A 16,410-nucleotide genomic window follows, 5' to 3' on the forward strand; every position below is an offset into this window, starting at 1 on the left:
CTGAGCAGGTCCGGACGTTGACCGTCGGTGATCGTGGTGCGACGGTCCCAGGCGTGACCCCGCCAGCGCTGACGACGAGCTTGGTCGAGCAGCTGCTCGCCATCGAGGAGATCAAGCGGCTCTTCGCCCAGCGCCTGCGGGTGATGGACACCAAGCAGTGGGACCACTACGGCGAGCTGCACACCGCGGACGTGGTCAGCGAGGCCTACGTGGGCCGGCAGGTGATCGGTCGCGAGGCCCTCACCCGGGCCATCCGCACCACCCTGGACGGCCCCACCACCGTCACCAGCGTGCACCACGGGCACACCCCCGAGATCGTGCTGGACTCCGACACCACCGCCCACGGCACCTGGGCGATGGAGGACAAGCTCTGGTGGCGCAACGGGGACCAGGACGAGCTGCTGCACGGCTTCGGCCATTACCACGAGCAGTACCGCAAGGTGGACGGCGCGTGGCTGATCAGCCACCGCAGGCTCACCCGGCTGCGGGTGGACACCACCCCCGGCTTCTACGACTACCGGAGCGCATCGACGTGACTTCCAGCCTGGCCACCTCCCCCCTCGCCCGCCCGCTCTCGGTGCGGTCGCTGCAGCTGCCCAACCGGGTGGTGATGTCGCCGATGACCCGGCAGCACTCCCCCGGCGGGGTGCCCGGGCCGGACGTGCTCGACTACTACCGTCGCCGGGCCGCGGGCGGCACGGGCCTGGTGGTCACCGAGGGTGTGGCCGTCGACCACCACAGCGCGGTGGACAGCGACAACGTGCCCAACCTGCACGACCCGGCCGCCCTCGAGGGGTGGCGGCACGTGGTGGAGGCGGTGCACGCCGAGGGCGGCCGGATCATCCCGCAGCTGTGGCACGTGGGTCCGTTGTGGGGCGCGATGAACGCGGTGGACTCCCACGCGGTGTCCATGCGTCCCTCCGGCACCTGGGGCAAGGTCGGGCGCACCGTCTACCCCGAGGCCTACATCGAGGCTGCCTCGGTGCCCACCTCGGCGATGACCGACGACGACATCACCGCGGTGATCGATGCCTTCGCCCGCTCCGCCCGCAACGCCATGGACGTGGGCTTCGACGGCGTCGCCGTGCACGGCGGCCACGGCTACCTGCTGGACGCCTTCCTGTGGGACTCCACCAACACCCGCACCGACCACTGGGGTGGTGACCTGGTGTCCCGCACCCGCTTCCCGGCGGAGGTGGTGCGCGCCATCCGCGCCGCCATCGGCACCGACGCTGCCCTGTTCTTCCGCTTCTCCCAGCACAAGCAGCAGGACTACACCGCTCGCACCGCCCAGACCCCCGAGGAGCTCGGCGTGGTGCTCGGCGCACTGGTCGAGGCGGGGGCGGACGTCCTCGACGCCAGCGCCCGCTACTTCGACGCGCCCGCGTTCGACGGCAGCGACCTCACCCTGGCGGGGTGGGCCAAGAAGCTCACCGGCGCGCTGAGCATGGCGGTGGGCAGCGTGGGGCTGACCGCCTCGCTGCGCGACGCCGCGCCCGCGCTGCCGGCCAGCCTGGACGGGCTGCTGGAGCGCCTGGGCGCCGACGAGTTCGACCTGGTCGCCGTGGGCCGGCTGCACCTGGCCGACCCGGCCGTGGCCGGCACGCTGGTCTCCGGCGCCGACCTGCCGCTGTTCAACCCCCGCGAGCACCTGCGCCGGCTGTACTGACCCACTCGCTGTGCTGGGGCACTCGCTCTGCTGGGCCGTGCCGCCGGCGTCCGCCGGGCGACGCCACCTGCGCCCCTTAGGCTGAGCCGATGAGCGCACGCGCAGCCGTCGTCGTCACCGGCACCGAGGTTCTCACCGGTCGGGTGGCCGACCGCAACGGCCCGTGGCTGGCCGAGCAGCTCCGCCTGCTCGGGGTGGACATCAGCCACACCGTGGTGGTCGGCGACCGCCCCGGCGAGCTGACCGCCGCGCTGTCCTTCGCGGTGAGCACCGGCGTCGACCTGGTGATCACCAGTGGCGGCCTGGGGCCCACCGCCGACGACCTCACCGCCGCCGTGGTCGGCGAGTTCCAGGGCCGGCAGTCGCGGCTGGACCCCCAGCTGCAGCAGCGGGTGGCCGCGATCATCGAGCGACTCTCCGCCCGACTGCGCTGGAACATCGACGCCGAGGCCGCCGCCGCCGGGATCCGCAAGCAGGCGATGGTCCCCGAGGGCGCCGAGGTGCTCGAGCCGGTGGGCACCGCCCCCGGGCTGGTGGTCCCGGTGGCCGAGGGCCGCAGCGGCCCGCCCGTGCTGGTGCTGCCGGGCCCGCCGCGTGAGCTGCAGGGGATGTGGCCGGCCGCGGTGGCCTCGCCGCTGGTGCGCACCGCGCTCGCCGAGCGGGCCGAGCTGCGCCAGCAGACGCTGCGCCTGTGGGGCGTGCAGGAGCCCGAGCTGGCCGCCACCCTGCGTGGCCTGGACGACGTGCTGGGCGACCTCGAGGTGACGACCTGCCTGCGGGGCGGCGAGCTGGAGGTGGTCACCCGCTACGAGCCGGACGCCGAGGAGGCCTACCAGCGGCTGGCCCGCACCATGGCCGACACCTACCCCCACGCGGTGTACTCCACCGACGGGTCCACCGTGGACGACCAGGTGGCCGACCTGCTGGACGGGCGGGGCTGGACCATCGCCACCGCCGAGAGCTGCACCGCGGGCCTGCTGGTGGCCCGGCTGACCAACCCGCCCGGTTCCTCGGTGCGCGTGCTGGGCGGGGTCGCGGCGTACGCCAACACGGTGAAGAGCGGCGTGGTGGGGGTGCCGGCCGAGCTGGTCGAGGCGGTCGGCGCGGTGAGCAAGGAGGTCGGCGAGGCGCTGGCCACCGGCGTGCGCGAGCGGCTGGGGGCCGACGTCGGGGTGGGCATCACCGGGGTGGCCGGGCCCGGCGGCGGCACGCCGGAGAAGCCGGTGGGCCTGGTGCACCTGTGCGCCAGCAGCCCGGAGCGCACGCTGAGCCGCGAGATCCGGGTGCCGGGCTCGCGGGCCGACGTGCGGGAGCGCTCGGTCACCGTGGCCATGCACCTGCTCCGCGAGCTGCTCAGCTGAGCGCCAGTCCCAGCGCGAACCGCAGCGAACGACCACCGAACCTCGACGACCGCGCGCACCACTGCGGCGCTCCTACCAGCGGTTTTGCGCAGTACAGTGAGGAAGCCGGCGCGTGCGCGTGCCGGCTGTTCCACCGGTGAGCAGCTCCTCTGGCGCGGCCCGGAGGACGGCCAACCAGCTGCTCCTCCCGCGAGGGATCGGCTCCGCCAACGGCGGCGCACCGCGAGCACGACCCGGTTCCTCGACCGGCCCCTCCAGGGCCGCGCGAGACAAGGACCACGCCATGTCGTTCTGGGAAGTCTTCTGGTACATCGTCATCGTCTTCGGGTTCATCGCCTACCTGGTGATCCTGTTCTCCATCTTCGCGGACCTCTTCTCCGACCACGAGACCAGTGGCGGGGCGAAGGCGGCCTGGGTGGTCTTCCTGCTGCTCTTCCCCGTCCTCACCTCCCTGGTGTACCTGGTCGTCCGGGGGGACGGGATGGCCCAGCGCTCCCGCCGGTCGATGCAGGCCGAGCAGCAGCGCGAGGCGGCCTACATCAGGCAGGTCGCCGGCACCTCGCCGGCAGAGCAGATCGAGACCGCGCGCCGGTTGCTCGACGCGGACGTCATCAGCCGGGAGGAGTTCGACTCGCTCAAGGCGCACGCACTGGCCGGCGTACGGACTGGTGCCGGTAGCTCCGACGCCCCCCAGGCACCAGCGACGGACGGGGCGGGGGCGACCACCGACACCGCGGCCGGACCGACCGTCTCGGCGCGCTGACACCCCGGGCGGCTGGGCTCGCGAGAATTGCTCTCACGTTGACCGCCCGAGCGCACCGCGCGTACCGTCGATCAGGTCGGAGAAGATGCTCTCGGCAACGGCCATTAGGGCGTTGACCAGGCGATTTGTACGATAGTTGTCCGTTCTGGACAGAAATGATAATTGCAGGACATTCGCGTCCCGTCATCCTTTCCGGCCATTCTTGGCCAGGTTGACGCATTCTTCTCGCTTAGCGGTGAAGCCAATCTTGAACAGCAGCACGACCCTGCTGTCCCGCCGGGGCTCCAGCACCACGTGCCGTGCCCGCCCCCTGTGCGCACCCGGTGGCTCAGCCGTCCACCCGGGCCCAGTCCCTACCGGCAGGAGAGAGCGATGCATCTGACCCCGCGAGAGATGGACAAGCTGACGATCTACATGGTCGCCGAGGTGGCGCAGCGCCGGAAGGACAAGGGCCTCAAGCTGAACCATCCCGAGTCGGTGGCGATCATCACGGCCGCCGCGCTGGACGGTGCTCGTGAGGGCAAGACCGTGGAAGACGTCATGCACAGCGCCGCCCACGTGCTCACCGCCGACGACGTGATGCCCGGCGTCAGCGACATGATCGAGCAGATCCAGGTCGAGGCCGTGTTCGTGGACGGCAGCCGGCTCGTCACCGTGCACAACCCCATCCAGTGACTGCCCGCCCACCCACCTGAGGTCGTCCCACTCGAGGAGCACGCATGTCCAACCCCCAGAAGTCCGGAGCCACCACCGAGGGAAACCAGGCCCCCGTCGGGGGCTACGTCCTGCGCGAGGAGCCGGTCGAGCTGAACGCAGGCCGCGAGCGCAAGACCGTCACGGTCAAGAACACCGGCGACCGGCCCGTCCAGGTCGGCTCGCACTTCCACTTCATGGAGGTCAACCGCGCCCTGTCCTTCCCCCGCGCCGAGACCTTCGGGTGGCGCCTGGACATTCCTGCCGGAACGGCCATCCGCTTCGAGCCGGGTGACCAGAAGGACGTCCCCCTGGTCCCGTTCGCCGGCAAGCAGCGGGTGCACGGCTTCAACGACCTGGTCAACGGCTGGGCCCCGGTCGAGGCCGGCTACCGGCCGCGCGCCGCCGAGGCCGCCCAGCGCGCCAAGGAGCTCGGCTTCTCCGGCAGCTGACCTCGACCCTGCTCAGACCCCTGATCGTTGAAAGGACAGACCACATGGCTGAGATTTCGAGGCTCGAGTACTCCGGGCTGTTCGGCGCCACCACCGGGGACAAGATCCGTCTGGGCGACACCGACCTGTACGTGGAGGTGGAGCAGGACCTGCGGGTGATCGGCGACGAGATCATCTACGGCGGCGGCAAGACCTTTCGCGACGGCATGGGCTCGGACGCCTCGGCGACCAGCGAGAACGACGCCCTCGACCTGGTGATCACCAACGTGGTGGTGGTCGACCCGACCATCGGCGTGGTGAAGGCCGACGTCGGCATCAAGAACGGCCGCATCGCCGGCGTGGGCAAGGCGGGCAACTCCTCCACCATGGCCGGCGTCACCGTGGGGATGACCACCGGGACCGGCACCGACTCCATCTCCGGCGAGAAGATGATCCTCACGGCCGCCGCCACCGACGCCCACGTGCACATGATCGCGCCGCAGCAGGCCGAGGCCGCACTGAGCAACGGCATCACCACCCTCTTCGGCGGCGGCATGGGTCCCACCGACGGCACCAACGGCACCACCATCACCGCAGGCACCTACAACCTGGCGCAGATGCTGCGCGCCTACGAGGGGATCCCGATCAACATCGGGCTGTGCGGCAAGGGCAACAGCTCCAACCCGCGCTCGCTGGCCGAGCAGATCATCAATGGCGCCGCCGGGTTCAAGATCCACGAGGACTGGGGGTCCACGCCGTCCGCCGTCCGAGCCTGCCTGGCGGTGGCCGACGAGCAGGACGTCGGCGTAGCCATCCACACCGACACCCTCAACGAGTCCGGCTACGTGGAGGACACCATCGCCGCCTTCGAGGGCCGGACGATCCACACGTACCACACCGAGGGAGCCGGCGGCGGGCACGCGCCCGACCTGCTGCGCGTGGCCAGCTACAACAACGTGCTGCCCAGCTCGACCAACCCGACCATCCCCTACGGCATCAACTCCCAGGCCGAGCTCTTCGACATGATCATGGTCTGCCACAACCTCAACCCCAAGGTCCCCTCGGACGTCGCCTTCGCCGAGAGCCGGGTGCGGCCGGAGACCATCGGGGCGGAGAACGTGCTGCACGACATGGGCGCCATCTCCATCATCAGCAGCGACTCCCAGGCCATGGGACGCGTCGGGGAGTCGTTCCTGCGCGCCATCCAGCTGGCCGACGCCATGAAGAAGGCCAGGGGCAAGCTCCCCGAGGACGCGGCCGGCAACGACAACTTCCGCGTGCTGCGCTACCTGGCCAAGGTGACGATCAACCCGGCGCTGGCGTGGGGCACCGCGCACGTCCTCGGGTCCATCGAGACGGGCAAGATGGCCGACCTGGTGCTGTGGGAGCCGGCCTTCTTCGGGGCCAAGCCCAAGATGGTGATCAAGGCCGGGGTACCGAGCTGGTACGCCATGGGCGACCCGAACGCCTCGCTGCCCACCCCGGAACCGGTCATCTACCGGCCGATGTACGGAGCGATGGGCAAGGCGCTGGGCGCGACCACCATCTCCTTCGTCTCCCAGGCCGCGATGGACAACGACATCAAGGAGCGCCTCGAGCTGGACCGCATCGTCCTGCCGGTGCGGCACTGCCGGGAGCTGACCAAGCAGGACATGGTCCGCAACACCGCCTTGCCTGACATCGAGGTCGATCCGGAGACCTTCGCGGTGAAGGCCGACGGCGAGCACGTCTACGCCGAGCCGGCACAGTCGCTGGCACTCAACCAGCTGCACTTCTTCAGCTGAGGAGGACCGTTGTCACACACCACGCACCAGAGCGGGACGCACCAGACCGGGCCGGCCCACCCGACCCAGCCGCTGCGGGTCGAGGCGATCCTGGGCAACACCAGCGACGAGAGCTGGCAGCGACAGCTGGCGAGCGCCACCGTGGACGTGCTCGCCCTGGACCAGTGGGAGGCGCAGAAGAGCCGGCTGCGCCGGACCACGGAGGACGGGCAGGAGGTCACGCTGTCGCTGGAGCGCGGCGCCCAGCTGCGCGACGGCGACGTGCTGGCCTGGGACGAGCCCAGCGCCACTGCCGTGGTCGCACGGATCGACCTCAAGGACGTCCTGGAGGTGGACCTGGCCGGGGTGCTCGGACAGGCTCCGGAGACGGTGGTGCAGACCTGCCTGGAGCTCGGCCACGCCTTGGGCAACCAGCACTGGCCCGCGGTGGTCAAGGGCACCAAGGTCTACGTCCCGCTCACCGTGGACAAGGCGGTGATGGGCTCGGTGATGCGGACCCACGCCTTCGAGGGGGTCAGCCACAGCTTCCTGCCCGGCGCCGAGGTCATCCCCTACCTGGCCCCGCACGAGGCGCGGCGGCTGTTCGGCGCCGCTGCGCGCGAGGGCGAGGGCCACACCCATGACCCGCTCGCCTGAGACGGGCCCGGACGCCATCACCCGCACCATGCGGGTGATGGAGTTCGGTGACTCGATGCTGCCGATCGGGGCCTTCTCCTTCTCCAGCGGCCTGGAGTCAGCGGTCGCCCAGCAGGAGGTGACCGGCCCGGAGAGCCTGCGGGAGTACGTCCACACCGCCACCCACCAGGCGGCGACCGGGGACGGGGTCGCGGTGCTGCAGGCGCACCGGGCGGCGCTGGCCGGGGACTTCGCCGGTGTGCTCAGCGCCGACCACGCGGTGACCGTGCGCAAGCTCAACGAGGAGACCCGGCTGATGTCGGTGCGCATGGGCAAGAAGCTGGGCCAGCTGGGCACCCGGCTCACCGAGAACACCGAGAACCCGGTGCTCGGCACGTGGTTGTCCGCGATCACCAGCGGCGAGGCGCCGGGGACGTTCCCGGCCGGGCTGGGAGTGGTGTTCGCCGAGATGGGCTCGCCGGAGGAGGACGCCTTCGCCGTGCACCAGTACGGCGTGGCGATGACCATCCTGGGCGCCGCCCTGCGCCTGCTGCGGGTGGACCACACCACCACCCAGTCGATCCTCTTCGCGGTCAACGAGCAGGCCGCCGAGGAGTACGCCCTGGTGCGCGACCGTGCGCTCACCGACATGTGCACCTTCGCCCCGATGACCGACGTGCTCGCTGCGGTGCACGTGCAGGCCCACGTCCGGATGTTCATGAACTAGCGAGCACCAGAGGAGACACATGAAGAAGACGACGCGCATCGGTGTCGGGGGGCCCGTGGGCTCGGGCAAGACCGCGCTCATCGAGGCGATCACGCCAGAGCTGGTGAAGCGGGGCACCACCGTGCTGGTGATCACCAACGACGTGGTGACCACCGAGGACGCCAAGCACGTGCGCCGCGCCCTCAAGGGCGTGCTGGTGGAGGAGCGGATCGTGGGCGTGGAGACGGGCGCCTGCCCGCACACCGCCGTTCGCGAGGACCCGAGCATGAACCTCGCCGCGGTCGAGGACATGGAGACCCAGTTCCCGGAGACCGACGTGGTCTTCATCGAGAGCGGGGGCGACAACCTGACCCTCACGTTCAGCCCGGCCCTGGTGGACTACTTCATCTACGTCATCGACGTGGCCGCCGGCGACAAGATCCCGCGCAAGGACGGCCCCGGCATCTCGCAGTCGGACATCCTGGTGATCAACAAGACCGACCTGGCCCCCTACGTGCACGCCGACCTCGGGGTGATGGACCGGGACTCCGCGCTGATGCGGCCGGGCAAGCCCTACGTGTTCACCAACTGCATGACCGGCGAGGGCATCCAGCAGGTGGTCGAGCTGATCGACCACGGCGTGCTCTTCGACAGCAGCGACAAGGGCACCAGCAACGGGGTAGCTGCTGCCGGCACGGCGGGCCCGTGACCACCGTCGAGTCGTCCGAGGCGCTGGACGAGCTGCCCACCGAGCTGCTCGACGTGCCGGAGCTGGCCCCGTACCAGGACGAGCCGGGGCAAGCCCCGGCCGGCGGGTTCATGAAGACCGGGATCCTGCGGATGCGGTTCGCCCAGCGCGGCGACCGGTCGCTGATGACCGACTTGTACCGCAAGACGCCTCTGCTGGTGCAGCAGGCGCTGTACTGGGACCCCGTGGTGCGCGGGCTGCCGTGCGTCTACATGATCTCCACCTCCGGCTGCGTGCTGCAGGGGGACCGGCTGTACGTGCGCATCGACATGGAGCCGGGCTCGATGGCGCACGTGACCACCCAGTCGGCCACCAAGGTGCACCGGATGGATGCCAACTTCGCCTCCATGGTGCAGACGCTCACCCTGGACGAGGACTCCTACCTCGAGCTCATGCCGGGCACGCTGATCCCGCACCGAGACACCCGGTACCTGGCGCGCACCGAGGTCACCATCCACCCCACCGCCACGCTGTTGTACTCCGAGGTGGTCCTCGGCGGACGCAAGCACCACGCCGGCGGTGAGCTGTTCGTCTACGACCTGCTGTCCATGGGGATGACGGCGCGACGCCCCGACGGCGAGCACCTGTTCACCGAGAAGCTGCTGGTGGAGCCCAAGCAGCGCTCGGTGCGGCAGGCGGGCGTGATGGGCGAGCACGACGTGTTCGGCAACGTCTTCCTGCTCACCCCCGCCCACCACGCTGCCGCCGTCCTCGAGCAGGTGCCCACCGGTCCCTCCGCGGACGGACGGGTGGTGTGCGGCGCCAGCGTGCTGCCGCACCAGGCCGGGCTCGTGTTCAAGGTGCTGGGCACCGAGACCGAGCCGGTGCACGCCGCCATCCGCGAGTTCTGGCGGCTGGTGCGCCACGAGGTGCTGGACCAACCCATCCCCGACAAGCCGCTGTGGGGCTGAGCGGGCTGATCCTCACCCACCCCCAGATCCGACCTGAGGTGTGCGAATGACCGACATGCTGAGCAGCACGTGGAACAGCTGGTCCAAGGCCTACCCGGCGGTCGGCTTCCTCGACTGGAACCTCAAGGGCGCCGGGCAGGTGATGTTCCAGGGCAACGCGCTCACCGGCCTGTTCTTCCTGGCCGGCATCTTCTGGGGCGCGATCGCCGCCGACACCGTGTCGGTGGCCGTCGGCGCGGTCGTCGGGCTGGTGGTCTCCACCGTCACCGGGCTGCTGCTGAACTCCGACGACGACTCGATGGACCAAGGTCTCTACGGCTACAACGGCATCCTGGTGGGTGCGGCCTTCCCCACGTTCCTGGCCGGTGGCTGGTTGCTGTGGGTGTACCTCGTCGTGGGATCAGCGGTCTCGACCGTGGTCTTCATGGCCATCTCCGCCCAGTTCAAGAGCTGGGGCGTGTCCGCGCTGACCTTCCCGTTCAACCTGGTCAACTGGGTGTTCCTGCTCGCCGCCTTCAACTTCCTGCGCATCGAGACCTCCGGGTTGGCGTCCAACCGGCTGCCCACCCCGGTCGCCGAGGCCGACACGAGCATCGACTGGAGCTTCCAGTTCCTGTGGGACACGTTGTTCCGCAACATCGCCCAGATCTTCCTGATCGACAACACCGTCACCGGGGTGCTGTTCGTGCTCGGGCTGCTGTGCTCCTCGGCGTGGGCGGCCGGCTACGCGCTGATCGGGTCGGTGACGGCGATGATCGCGGTGCTGTCGCTGGGCGCGGACACCTCCGACGTCGCCAAGGGCCTGTACGGCTTCAGTGCAGTGCTCACCGGCATCGCCCTGGGCTGCACCTTCTACCGGCCGGGGCTGAAGTCCTTCGCCTACACCATCTTTGGGATCCTGTTCACCGTGGTGATCCACGGGACGCTCACCTCCGGCCTGCAGCCGGTGGGCCTGCCGGCCGGTACCGCGCCGTTCGTCTTTGCCACGTGGCTGTTCCTGCTGCCGCAGAAGAAGTTCGCCCCGGTGCCCCACAACAAGCCGATCGTGCACGGGGCGCTGTCCCCGGACTCACCAGGGTCGTCGGGCTCGCCGGGCGCCCAGGCGCACTGAGCAGCATCCCGCCCCTGCCCTCAGCGGTTGCGCCGAGCGGTGCCTGCGGTGGTGGGCACCCGCGGGACCGGACTCAGCCGGAGCGGCGGGCCGTGGGCGTGAAGCGGACCGGCATCTGCTCCAGCCCCGACACGAAGTTCGCCGGCCGGCGGGGCAGCGGTTCGTCGGTGGCCAGCTCCATGTCCGGCAGGCGGGCCATCAGCTGCTCGAACATCAGCCGGCCCTCCAGGCGGGCGAGCTGGTTGCCCAGGCAGAAGTGCGCGCCGAAGCCGAAGGCCAGGTGGTTGTTGGGGGTGCGCGCGATGTCGAAGACGTCCGGGCCATCGAAGACCGCCTCGTCGAAGTTCGCCGACTCGAACAGCAGCAGCACCTTCTCCCCGGCGTGCAGCTCGGTGCCGTGGTAGTCGAGGTCCTGGGTCATGGTGCGGCACATGTTCTTGATCGGGGAGGCCCAGCGCAGCATCTCCTCGATCGCGCACGGAATCAGCGCGGGATCAGCCACCAGCTTGTCGCGCTGCTCAGGATGGCGCACCAGCTGCTCCATGCCGCTGCTGAGCACGTGCCGAGTGGTCTCGTCACCGCCGATGAGGATCAGCAGCGTCTCGCCCACGATGTTCTCGTCGGTGAGGCGGTTGCCGTCGATCTCGGCGTTGATGAGCAGGCTGGTCAGGTCGTCGGTGGGCTCCTTGCGACGCTGGTCGATGATGCCCATGGTGAACGTGGTGAAGTCCATGTACGCCTGCATCGCCGCCTGCAGGCCCTCCGGCGTGGCGTTGCTGCCGAGCGACTTCACCAGGTCGTCCGACCAGCGCAGGAAGGTCTCGCGCTGCTCCGGGCGCACCCCGAGCATGTCGCCGATCACGGCCATCGGCAGCGGGGCCGCGAGGTCGCGGACGAAGTCGCACTCCCCCTGCTCGCAGACCGCGTCGATCAGCTGGTCGCAGAGCTCGCGGATCTCCTCGGTCTTCGCCTCCACCTTCTTGCGGGTGAACCCACCGCTGACCAGCAGCCGCCGCAGCTTGTGCTCGGGGTCGTCCATGTCGATCATCTGCGGCAGCGCGCCGGTCTCCGGCCGGATGCCGCCGGCGTTGGAGAACACCTCGGGCATCCGCTCGGCCTCCAGCAGCGCTGCGTGGGTGGCGATCGCGGCGTGCCCGTTGCTGTCGCGGTAGACGGGCTGGTTCTCCCGCATCCACCGGTAGGCCGCACGTGGGTCACCCAGGTCTCCGGAGTAGAAGCGCCCGTCCAGGAGGTCAACCGAGAGAGCTGCCACCGCGCTACCGCCGTTCATGAGGTTGCCCGTCGCCGGGTGTGACCTACATCATGGTAGAACGTGTTCCACTACGGAAGGGGAACTTGTGCAGAACAGCGGCGGGGCAGGCGGGCTGGCGGGACGATCGGTCCTGGTCACCGGAGGGGGCAGCGGGATCGGGCTGGGCGTGGCCGACCTGCTCGTCCGCGGCGGCGCCCAGGTCACCATCTGCGGCCGGAGCCAGGAGCGGCTGGACAAGGCCGTCGCCGAGCTCGCCGCCGCCGCCGAACAGTCCGGCGCGTCGGGCACCGCCACCGCGGTGGCCACCGACGTCACCGACGAGGAGTCGGTGGCCGCCGCGGTCGCGGCCGCCACCGCCCAGCACGGCGGGCTGCACGGCGTGGTCGCGTGCGCCGGGGGCAACGAGACCATCGCGCCCATCACCCAGCTCGACACCGAGGCCTGGCGCCGCACGGTGGACCTCAACGTCACGGGCACCATGCTGACCATCAAGCACGCCGCCCGGGAGCTGGTCCGCGGCGGCGGCGGATCCATCGTCGCGGTGTCCTCCATCGCCTCCAGCAACACCCACCGCTGGTTCGGCGCCTACGGCGTCTCCAAGTCCGGGGTGGACCACCTGGTGCAGCTGGCCGCCGACGAGCTCGGCGCCAGCGGCGTGCGGGTCAACGGGGTGCGCCCCGGCCTCACGCGCACCGAGCTGGTCGCCATGATCACCGAGGGTGGTCCCATCCTGGACGACTACCTCGAGTGCACCCCCCTCGGCCGGGTCGGCGAGGTGGCTGACGTCGCCAACCTGGTGGAGTTCCTGCTCGGACCCGCCTCCAGCTGGGTCACCGGGCAGGTCATCAACGTCGACGGCGGCCAGATGCTCCGCCGCGGACCGGATTTCAGCTCTATGCTCGAGGGCGTGTACGGCAAGGACGGCCTGCGGGGAGTAGTGCAATGACGATCAGCGAACCAAGCGTCCACCTGGTGCAGGGCCAGCAGGTCACCATGCCGGTGCGAATCCGGGAGGCCAGCGCCCACGTGGCGATGTTCTCGGTCCCGGTGCGGCCCGCCCAGCAGGTCATCGACTACTCCGGCCTGGAGCTGCTCCAGCACCGGCCGGGCCGGGCGATCTGCGCGGTGCTGTTCGTGAACTACGTCGACGGCGACCTCGGCCAGTACCACGAGTACGGCGTCGGGTTCATGGTGCGGCCCAAGGGAGCCGGACCCAAGCGCGGCGACCTGCGCAGCCTGCTGACCGGCAAGGCCGGGGTGTTCATCCACCGCCTCCCGGTCGACCAGGGCTTCACGCTGGAGGCCGGACGCTCCATCTGGGGCTTCCCCAAGGTGATGTCCGAGATCGACCTCACCGACACTCCCGCGGGCCGGCGCGGCCAGCTGCGCCTGGACGACCAGCTGGTGTTCGACCTCACCGTGGGCGGCGGGGTGCCCGTGCCGGGCAGCGGCGTCGCCACCTCGCTGGACGCCTACACCCACATGGACGGTGTGCTGCGCCGCGTGCCCTGGCTGATGGACGCCTCCGGCACCCGGTTCCGCCCAGGCGGGGCCAAGCTGGTGCTGGGTGAGCACCCGTGGGCCGACGAGCTGCGCCAGCTGGGTCTGCCCAAGCGGCCGATGCTCAGCAGCACCATCGGATCGGTGCAGATGACCTTCGAGGAAGCCGAGACCGTCTAGCTCCTGCCTCCCTGGGCCTCCGAGCCGGACTGCGGGGACAGCGCACCGAGCGCGGCGACCTCACCGCACCCGCGTCCGCACACCCAGCGCGGGTCGGCGCCCAGCGGCGGCTCCAGCTGCAGGGCCTCGTCGGGGTGCACCGGACACGGTGGCCACCGCCCCTCGGTGTCCACCAACCGGTCCTGCACGTCCTGAGCCACCTGGCCGGCCAGGAACTGCATTCCCTCCGGCCAGCGGCGCACCCACCACTCCCGCTCGTGCACCGCGGCGTCGAGCACGTCCACGATCCCGGGCACGTCAGCGCCGCAGGCCACGATGTCGTGCAGCACCACCGCGCGGGCGTGCAGCAGCGCCGCCGACGTCTCGTCGATCTGGCTGTTGTTGGGGGACTCGTCACTCATGTCTCCATGGTGCCTGCTCCAGCGGGAGGAGCAGGCACCCCGGCAACCTACGGCGGCGTAACCTACGAGGGCGTAGCCAGACCGGTGGGCGCATCACACCAGGGGACCCAGGAGGACCAGTGCCAAGAATGATGACGGAGCTCGAGCTGCTGCACGAGCTAGAACCTGTCGTGGCCGAGAACCTCGATCGACACCTCGCGATCACCAAGGACTGGCACCCGCACGACTACGTCCCGTGGGACGAGGGCCGCAACTTCGCCGCCATGGGCGGACAGGACTGGGAGCCCGAGCAGTCCGCGCTGAGCGAGACCGCCAAGGCCGCGATGGTCCTCAACCTGCTCACCGAGGACAACCTGCCCTCCTACCACCGCGTGATCGCCCAGCACTTCGGGCAGGACGGCGCCTGGGGCACCTGGGTCGGACGGTGGACGGCGGAGGAGAACCGCCACGGCATCGTCATGCGCGACTACCTGGTGGTCACCCGGGGCGTGGACCCGGTGGCGCTGGAGAACGCGCGCATGGCGCACATGACCAACGGCTACGACGCACCGGGCAAGTCCATGCTGCAGACCGTGGCCTACGTCAGCTTCCAGGAGCTGGCCACCCGGGTCTCGCACCGCAACACCGGCAAGGCCTGCGGCGACCCGATCGCCGACAAGATGCTCGCGCGCATCGCGGCCGACGAGAACCTGCACATGATCTTCTACCGCAACCTCGTCGACGCCGCCTTCGACCGCGCGCCGGACCAGACCATGCGCGCCATCACCGACGAGGTCATCAACTTCCAGATGCCCGGCTCCGACATGGCCAACTACCGGCGCAGCTCGGTGCTGATCGCCAAGGCCGGCATCTACGACCTCCGGCAGCACCACGACGACGTGATCATGCCGGTGCTGCGCAAGTGGCAGGTCTTCGAGCGCGGGGGCCTCACCGCCGAGGGCGAGCAGGCCCGGGACGAGCTCGCGGCTGCGCTCAAGGCCCTCGACGCCGCCGCCACCCGGTTCGAGGAGTCCCGCGACCGGGCCCTGGCCCGCCAGGCTGCACGCGCCTGACACCCCTGCTTCCTCAGCCCGGCCCGGTTCCAGCACAACGGAACCGGGCCGCTCTGGTTGGATGCAGCCATGAGCCGGTACTCCTTCACCCACACCGTGTCCGCGTCCCCCGAGCACGTCTGGGGTGAGGTCTCCGACCACGAGGGCATGGCCGGCTGGACTCCGCAGCGCCTCCCGCTGCCCAAGGTGACCCTGGAGCAGGAGGGCACCGGTCACCGCAACGGCGTCGGCGCGATCCGTCGGATCACCCTGGCCGGCCCGCCCATCCGGGAGCGCATCACCGCCTTCGAGCCGGGCAAGCTGCTGGCCTACGAGGCACTGTCCGGGGTGCCGGCCAAGAGCTACACCGGCGAGATCGTCCTGGAGCCGGTCGGCAGCGGCACCCGCTTCACCTGGACCATCGACTTCCAGCCGGCCTTTCCTGGCGCCCAGGTGGTGCTCAAGCTGGCCATCGGCACGCTGGCCCGCGTGCTGGCCCGCCGCTGCAACCGCTGACCAGGTCGCGCCTCTCGCTCAGGGCCGCCGCGCGAGCGCCCGAACGAGGCGGTGTGCGTGGACGCACCGCCGAGCGTTGTTCCAGCCCGACCAGGGCAGCAGCACCAGCATGAACAGCCACATCAGCACCAGCAGGAGCAGCGTCAACGGGTCGTCCCCGCCGCCGACGTCGTCCGGCGTGGACCCCTCCGGCCCGCCCTGGTCATGACCGCAGTCCGCCAGCCCGGCGTGGCCGGGCACGATCGGCCGCAGCGTCAACCGGGTGCCGTCGGCCAGCGTGATCCGCACCAGCCAGGGCCGCAGGCAGCGGCGGACGCTGCGGATCTTCAGCTCCTGCCAGGGGCCGTCGCGCTCGGTGCGCAGGGCCGCCTGGCCTGGCGCCCGCACCCACAGCGCGGCCGCCCGGTGCTCGAGGTACACCATCCGCACCCCGTGGGGCAGCGGGTCGCGACGGTGCGCCGCCCGGTAGCGGACGTCGGCTCGGTGGCGCTCCCGGGCCGCCTTCCTGGCGGCGCGGCGCTCGGGCCGGCTGAGGCGGCGCCCACCGGCACCCTGCTTCAGGTCGCTCATCTACGCACTATCGCACGCGCACAGCAGGATTGGCAGCAGTTTTGACACCCTCCGCCGGCAACAGCGCTGGTCGGTGCGTCCCTGGTCGCGCCCCGCTGGGGGACCCTCGGCCGACACGGCACAATGTAGCGGTGACCTCCACCCTCG

At 70.5% G+C, this 16,410-nt stretch carries 19 protein-coding genes; 16 read left to right on the forward strand and 3 right to left on the reverse strand.

The annotated features are described in order from the left end of the window. The first annotated feature begins 53 nt into the window (after positions 1–53). The 12 genes from ELX43_RS15255 (at position 54) to yut (ending at position 10,792) form a co-directional block, all read left to right on the forward strand. Positions 54–536 (forward strand): nuclear transport factor 2 family protein, encoded by a 483-nt coding sequence (locus tag ELX43_RS15255; protein WP_127784154.1) that lies wholly within the window; start codon positions 54–56, stop codon positions 534–536. Beyond that, complete coding sequence (locus ELX43_RS15260; protein ID WP_127784155.1) at positions 533–1,669, forward strand: 12-oxophytodienoate reductase; 1,137 nt, start codon at positions 533–535, stop codon at positions 1,667–1,669. Before ELX43_RS15255 ends, ELX43_RS15260 begins: the two co-directional genes overlap by 4 nt. A gap of 89 nt (positions 1,670–1,758) precedes the next feature. Next, the gene (locus ELX43_RS15265) at positions 1,759–3,030 is read left to right on the forward strand and encodes a competence/damage-inducible protein A (RefSeq protein ID WP_127784156.1); all 1,272 of its coding nucleotides are present in this window, start codon (positions 1,759–1,761) and stop codon (positions 3,028–3,030) included. A gap of 283 nt (positions 3,031–3,313) precedes the next feature. Continuing rightward, entirely contained in the window at positions 3,314–3,793 is a 480-nt protein-coding gene (locus tag ELX43_RS15270) for a PLDc N-terminal domain-containing protein (RefSeq protein WP_127784157.1), read from the forward strand. A gap of 372 nt (positions 3,794–4,165) precedes the next feature. Further along, positions 4,166–4,468: an urease subunit gamma gene (locus ELX43_RS15275; RefSeq protein ID WP_127784158.1), complete on the forward strand. Its 303-nt coding sequence runs from the start codon at positions 4,166–4,168 to the stop codon at positions 4,466–4,468. Positions 4,469–4,512: 44 nt separating this feature from the next. Beyond that, positions 4,513–4,938, forward strand: a complete 426-nt coding sequence (locus tag ELX43_RS15280) for an urease subunit beta (protein ID WP_127784159.1) — start codon at positions 4,513–4,515, stop codon at positions 4,936–4,938. Between the two features lie 44 nt (positions 4,939–4,982). Then, entirely contained in the window at positions 4,983–6,701 is a 1,719-nt protein-coding gene (locus ELX43_RS15285; RefSeq protein WP_127784160.1) for an urease subunit alpha, read from the forward strand. 9 nt (positions 6,702–6,710) lie between these two features. Further along, positions 6,711–7,337 carry an urease accessory protein UreE gene (ureE, locus tag ELX43_RS15290; protein ID WP_206518034.1) on the forward strand — a complete coding sequence of 209 codons (627 nt, stop codon included), beginning with the start codon at positions 6,711–6,713 and terminating at the stop codon, positions 7,335–7,337. Beyond that, complete coding sequence (locus ELX43_RS15295; RefSeq protein ID WP_127784161.1) at positions 7,321–8,043, forward strand: urease accessory protein UreF; 723 nt, start codon at positions 7,321–7,323, stop codon at positions 8,041–8,043. The genes ureE and ELX43_RS15295 overlap by 17 nt, the downstream gene beginning before the upstream one ends. A gap of 19 nt (positions 8,044–8,062) precedes the next feature. Beyond that, complete coding sequence (gene ureG, locus ELX43_RS15300; RefSeq protein WP_127784162.1) at positions 8,063–8,731, forward strand: urease accessory protein UreG; 669 nt, start codon at positions 8,063–8,065, stop codon at positions 8,729–8,731. Further along, on the forward strand, positions 8,728–9,681 hold the full coding sequence (locus ELX43_RS15305) for an urease accessory protein UreD (RefSeq protein WP_241249153.1): 954 nt from the start codon (positions 8,728–8,730) through the stop codon (positions 9,679–9,681). The genes ureG and ELX43_RS15305 overlap by 4 nt, the downstream gene beginning before the upstream one ends. Positions 9,682–9,727: 46 nt before the next feature. Continuing rightward, on the forward strand, positions 9,728–10,792 hold the full coding sequence (gene yut, locus ELX43_RS15310; protein WP_241249164.1) for an urea transporter: 1,065 nt from the start codon (positions 9,728–9,730) through the stop codon (positions 10,790–10,792). A gap of 73 nt (positions 10,793–10,865) precedes the next feature. Here the strand turns inward: yut and ELX43_RS15315 are convergent, their stop codons facing one another. Continuing rightward, complete coding sequence (locus tag ELX43_RS15315) at positions 10,866–12,065, reverse strand: cytochrome P450 (protein ID WP_241249173.1); 1,200 nt, start codon at positions 12,063–12,065, stop codon at positions 10,866–10,868. A gap of 85 nt (positions 12,066–12,150) precedes the next feature. Between ELX43_RS15315 and ELX43_RS15320 the strand changes: the two genes are divergently transcribed. After that, positions 12,151–13,011 (forward strand): SDR family oxidoreductase, encoded by an 861-nt coding sequence (locus ELX43_RS15320; RefSeq protein WP_241249184.1) that lies wholly within the window; start codon positions 12,151–12,153, stop codon positions 13,009–13,011. Next, complete coding sequence (locus ELX43_RS15325) at positions 13,008–13,745, forward strand: acetoacetate decarboxylase family protein (RefSeq protein WP_127784165.1); 738 nt, start codon at positions 13,008–13,010, stop codon at positions 13,743–13,745. Before ELX43_RS15320 ends, ELX43_RS15325 begins: the two co-directional genes overlap by 4 nt. Here ELX43_RS15325 and ELX43_RS15330 read toward each other — a convergent pair. After that, entirely contained in the window at positions 13,742–14,146 is a 405-nt protein-coding gene (locus ELX43_RS15330; RefSeq protein ID WP_127784166.1) for a hypothetical protein, read from the reverse strand. The two genes, ELX43_RS15325 and ELX43_RS15330, sit on opposite strands and share 4 nt — an antisense overlap. Positions 14,147–14,265: 119 nt before the next feature. Between ELX43_RS15330 and ELX43_RS15335 the strand changes: the two genes are divergently transcribed. Both ELX43_RS15335 and ELX43_RS15340 read left to right on the forward strand, forming a co-directional pair. Next, complete coding sequence (locus ELX43_RS15335; protein ID WP_127784167.1) at positions 14,266–15,198, forward strand: acyl-ACP desaturase; 933 nt, start codon at positions 14,266–14,268, stop codon at positions 15,196–15,198. Positions 15,199–15,267: 69 nt separating this feature from the next. Further along, a complete protein-coding gene (locus ELX43_RS15340; protein ID WP_127784168.1) occupies positions 15,268–15,693 on the forward strand; it encodes an SRPBCC family protein in 426 nt (141 codons plus the stop codon). An 18-nt stretch (positions 15,694–15,711) separates the two neighbouring features. On the opposite strand, the gene ELX43_RS15345 is transcribed toward ELX43_RS15340, so the two are convergent. Then, positions 15,712–16,263 carry a hypothetical protein gene (locus ELX43_RS15345; protein ID WP_127784169.1) on the reverse strand — a complete coding sequence of 184 codons (552 nt, stop codon included), beginning with the start codon at positions 16,261–16,263 and terminating at the stop codon, positions 15,712–15,714. Positions 16,264–16,410 lie beyond the last annotated feature (147 nt).

It is taken from the genome of Rhodococcus sp. X156, assembly GCF_004006015.1.
In the GTDB taxonomy this organism is placed as follows: Bacteria; Actinomycetota; Actinomycetes; order Mycobacteriales; family Mycobacteriaceae; genus X156.